Raw genomic sequence first — 4,678 nt, 5'->3', positions numbered from 1 at the left:
CAAAGACGCGACTGCCACCTTGGTCAAACTTCTTGGCTAGAGGCGCTGAATCAGATGGTCTTCGCATATCCCATTCGTTGGACCCAAGGCTCAAGCGTCGGCATCACAGGCTCGAGATAATTGGCATAGCGCTCCCACCGATAGCTGGCGCGGGTGTAGAGTGCTTCACCAATCTGAGAATAGCTGGCAGTCCTCACCCGACCGCGCTCGCGCGCGGTCGTTGTGTGGTCCAACAGCCGATCGTCCCAGTTCAAGCCGAGCCATGAAACGATCGGCTCCAGCTCAGCGCGAGGCTCGACGACCAGTCGCTCATAGCGCACGGGCTGCCAATCTACCGAGAAGAGCTCGATGCCGCGATGCCAGGCCCGCCATACCGCATCGTAGGTCCGCGCAGCCTCGTCGAGGTTTGTAAAGCTGCGCATGGCGAAGTTCAGGGTGAAGTTCGCCATGAAGCAACTGAGCACCACATCATAGGGATGGCGCTCCGCAAGAATAATTTTTGCCTGTGGGAACAGGCGCTTGATCAATGGTACTCGCTGCATGTTGAGGGGGTGCTTGTCGACCAGCCAACGTGTACCGTCCCAACCCTCACTCAAAGCAGAAGCGAAGTAGGATTCGCGAAGTTCGGCAACCCGCGCCGCATCATATTGGGCGATGTCATCTGACTCTGTAATCTTTACGAGCTGCGCCATCATCGGGCGTTCCTCAAGGACACAAAGTTCCTGCAGGCCCATGAGCATGGTATCCAGCAGCGTCGTGCCGGAGCGCGGAAAACCAACGAGGAAAACAGGATCACGACGCCCATCTTCAGGGAACGGAAGATCGGTCCAGGATGAAGCCCAGGCTTCATTCCACAATGAGAGATCTCTTTCGACTGTTTCGCGGTAGGTCAGGCCATGTCTGGGGCGCGCCTCGGCCACGGCCGACTCATTCATCTTCTCGAATGCCGCAAACGCCTTTTCGGAATCTTCGAGCCGATCCGCTATTCCTCCAACCAAGTGCCAGCGTCGCATTGGGAGCACGGTTTCGGGAATCGAGTCAGCGAGACGCGATGCCTCCTCATAGTTCCCCGAACGCCGTGCTTCCCAAGCCAGCAAAAAGGTCGCTTCGGGAGGCACATCACCGCCTTTGAAGCTGGCAACGAGCGCGGCAAGCTCATCGGTTCGATTTAGATTCTCCAGGATCATTCCATATTCGATATGAGCCTCGCCGAAACCGTCGGTAAGCTCGATCGCCCGTCGATAGGTCTCCATTGCATTATCTAGATCGTCGACGTGCGCATATGCCATGCCCAGATCCACCAGGACCCTGATGTTTTCCGGAGCGATCCTGTGCGCGTCTTGCAGGACTTTGAGCCGGGGAGGCCCACGATCTGCCATTCGCAGAAGCTCAGCGAGATTGAGATAGATCTGGATATCCGCGGGTGCGAGCGTAATCGCTTTTTCATAGGCGTCGATGGCTTCGTCCACATGCTGTGTTTCCGCCAGGACATTGCCCAGGTTGTTGAGACTAGCGAGGTCTGCGGGATCGCCTGCTATTGCACGACGATAGGCATTTGCCGCCAGCTCGTAGTCGCCCCGCGATTGATGAATGAACCCTTCGATCCGCGCGAGCGCCGGGATGTTTGAGTCCTTCGCCAATTCCATGGCGCCTGCATGGTCGCCGACCTGCACCAGTGCCGCTGCGAGATTGTTCTTGCTTGGCTGATCCGATGGATTGATCTCAATCAGCTCCCTCAGGAAAGGAATCGCTTGGGTGGGGGAACCCATGCGGAGGGCGACTAGCCCACCCAGCGCCAGGTAAGGGGCCCGATCGCTCGCTAGAGGCAAAGCCCGCTGTACGATTGAGAGTGCGCCAATGAAATCCCCAACGCGCGTGCGCGCCATTGCTTGCATCAGGTCCGCTGGCGGAGGGACGGGGGCATTCATGTTCAATTACCACTCTGATCTTGTGTGGGGCGGGCGATGTCGAAGGCGATTGTCATCCGTTCGCCGGACGGGAAGGGGCGCGTACCATGCCACATAGAGGAAGGGAACAGGACGAGGCGACCAACCTTGGGCTGGATCAACCGTAGAGGCTCCAGTTGGGGGACGAGGTCGCGAGATTCCCCCAGTGACAGCCATCCGGCGTGCGGCTCGCAGCGCCCGGATGAGCCATCGGTTACTGTAGGCGGCAAAGCCAGATACAGAGCCGAGCTGACCCAGCCCTTGCTATGGACATGATCAGTATGAAAGCCGGCGTCCTGCAGACGGACTGACCACGACCCGGAAAATCGAATGGGGCTCCGGTCTTGGATGCGAGTTGGATGAGGTCCAATATGGGGTGGAAGCTGGGCGACGTGATGTTCAACCGTCTCGACAATCAGGCTTCTGAGTTCCTTCACTGCTGCGTCTTCGCGGAGCAACAGGTTGCCGTCTGTCTGGGTTCCACCCCTTACCGACTGATCTAGTGGCTGCGCCGTACCGAAGTGAAGGCGGCGCACGTGGTCGATCAAGCCTTCGAGATCTTTGATCCGGTCGGCAAGATCGTAAACTCCAACGAAGCTATCATCGCCCTCTTGCTGGGCCCACTCGGCGCTACCGGTCAGGCGCCAAGCAAGCGAAAGATATGGCCAAAGTAGGTGATCGTAGTCTTCTGCTACCAGCGGTTCCAAGAGAAGGGTGGCCCGGTCTGGTTGCCCGGCTCGAAGGAGATGTCTCGCATAGAGGGACGCGACGGCAATCGACTGGTCGCCTTCGAGCGTCGCAAACAATCGGTCGGCCTTGGTGACGTTTCCGAGTTCAGAATAGACATGGGCTTCAAGCAGCGTCAGGCGAGGGTTTTCACCAAGCCGACTCTTTGCTTCTTGGATTGCTAGTTGAGCATGCTCCGGATTGGCCGCTTCAAGCGCGATGGCAATCTTCAGGAAATGGAGTTCGGCCTCGCTCGGATGCTGACGCAGAGCTTTTGAGAGGCTGGCACCGGGATCCAAACCGAGCTGGGCGCGGACACGTGCCAGGTCGCGATGTCCATCGATCCAAAGCGGGTTGGCCTCGATCAGCGCATCGAGCATTTCGACTGCCGCCTGCGCAGATTGGTCATGCAGTCGCGCCGCAGCAAGGCCCAGAAGGACCGAGCCATCCTGTGGTGCGAGCGCTGCGGCCTTCTCAAACAATGCAAGCGAGTTCCAGCCCGCCTCGAGCGCGGAGCGTGCCTGCGAATGTGCGATCAAAGGATCACCAGGTGCCAGCCGCGCCGCGATGCCAAACGCGCCGCAGGCTTCACCGCTATGCTGTGCTGCGCGTGCCGCCAACCCATGGAGCTGGTGCATTCTAGCGTCTGAAGGATATTTCGTCGCCAACTGGCGAGCTGCCGGAAGCAGTATTTCCGGATGATCGCCACGAAGCAAGCGAATGCCATTCGCAAACGCGGTTTGGCTGTCCTCTCCGGCGAGATTGGTTGCCAGGATCAGGGCTTCGCTACGATTCACCAAAGCTTCGTACTCTTGCAGGGGCATGCCCCAAACGAAAATGGCGGACCCGAAGGCCCGCCATTCCCTGTTTATCGTCGGTGAAGCTTAGAATTCAAGCGTCACACCAGCGTAGAGGTAACGACCAATGGCGTCGTACACCTGCGCGTAGGTATTGCCGTTACAGAAGCCGGCCGGGCAGGCCTGCGAACCGGTAAGCGGCGGCGACTTGTCGAGGATGTTGTTCGCACCCAGACGGAAGTCGTAGTGGTCACCCACTTCGAAGGTGAATGCCAGGTCGAGGTAGTCGCGTGACGGGAAACCATCCGCACCCGGACGACCGCCATCGAGCTCGACGCTGTCGAAGTGGCGCCAGCGCAGCGAGGCACCGAAACCGCTCGTGAAGTCGAAGCCGACGCGGGCTTGGTGACGCCACTCGGGGCTCGGTACGCCACAGACGTTACCGCCCTTGCCGACGCAGTCGATGTCATCCACGCCCGGAACGCCCGGGTTGGAGTTCAGCTCGTCAAGCCAGGTGCCGACAAAGCTGAAGCTCAGGCGACCGGCATTGCCGATCTGACGCGAATAGCCCAGCTGAACGTCCACGCCTGCAGTCTTCAGCTTACCGATGTTCTGCGACAGGTCGGTCACGTAGCCACCCGAGGTGCGCCACAGCGAGCCGGAGCCGTCACGATTGATCAGCGAGCAGAAGAACGGATCGGCGCGAGTGGTACATTCTTCAAGGATGGTGTCAGCACCGATGCCCTGGATCGCCCCTTCAACCTTGATGTTGAAGTAGTCGACGCTGGCGGTGAAGCCAGGCAGGAAGGTCGGGGTCAGCACCACACCGACGGTGTAGGTGTCGGCGACTTCCGGAACCAGGTCAGGGTTACCACCGATCAGGCCGTTGTACTGCGAAGCCGGGTTCGGCGCCACGGTCTGGCCGACACGCAGGCCTTGGGCAATACACCCAACGTCAGCGGCGGTGATGGTGAAGCCTGCGCACGGATCGGTCGAACCGTCGAGAGCGACACGCTGCGGAGCGAAGAGGTCCTGTACCGTCGGAGCACGGACCGCGCGGTTGTAGCCGCCACGGAACCGGATGTCATCGATCGGAGCCAGTTCACCTTCGATCTTGTAGGTGTCGGTCGTCGCGCCGGTGCTGTAGTCCGAATAGCGATAGCCACCGGTGATGGTGAATTCGCTGAAGAAGCTATCCAGAACGATCGC

General features: G+C 59.5%; 3 protein-coding genes. All 3 read right to left on the bottom strand.

Annotation, left to right across the window (positions count from 1 at the left end; all coding sequences use genetic code 11):
- Positions 1-50: 50 nt before the first annotated feature.
- Positions 51-1,886, bottom strand: coding sequence for a sulfotransferase (locus tag AAFM29_RS01710; RefSeq protein ID WP_341711090.1), 1,836 nt, complete (start codon positions 1,884-1,886; stop codon positions 51-53).
- Between the two features lie 44 nt (positions 1,887-1,930).
- The gene (locus AAFM29_RS01705; protein WP_341711089.1) at positions 1,931-3,154 is read right to left on the bottom strand and encodes a putative 2OG-Fe(II) oxygenase; all 1,224 of its coding nucleotides are present in this window, start codon (positions 3,152-3,154) and stop codon (positions 1,931-1,933) included.
- A gap of 402 nt (positions 3,155-3,556) precedes the next feature.
- Positions 3,557-4,678 (bottom strand): TonB-dependent receptor (locus AAFM29_RS01700; protein ID WP_341711088.1); only part of this gene is annotated, 1,122 nt, incomplete at its 5' end.

Source organism: Erythrobacter sp. (assembly GCF_038133525.1).
GTDB lineage: Bacteria > Pseudomonadota > Alphaproteobacteria > Sphingomonadales > Sphingomonadaceae > Qipengyuania.
This window is presented reverse-complemented; position numbering and strand designations above follow the sequence as displayed.

Coding starts and splice junctions, on each gene's coding strand:
- AAFM29_RS01710 (WP_341711090.1), bottom strand. CDS start 1,886: ATGGCGCGCACGCGCGTTGGGGATTTCATTGGCGCACTCTCAATCGTA.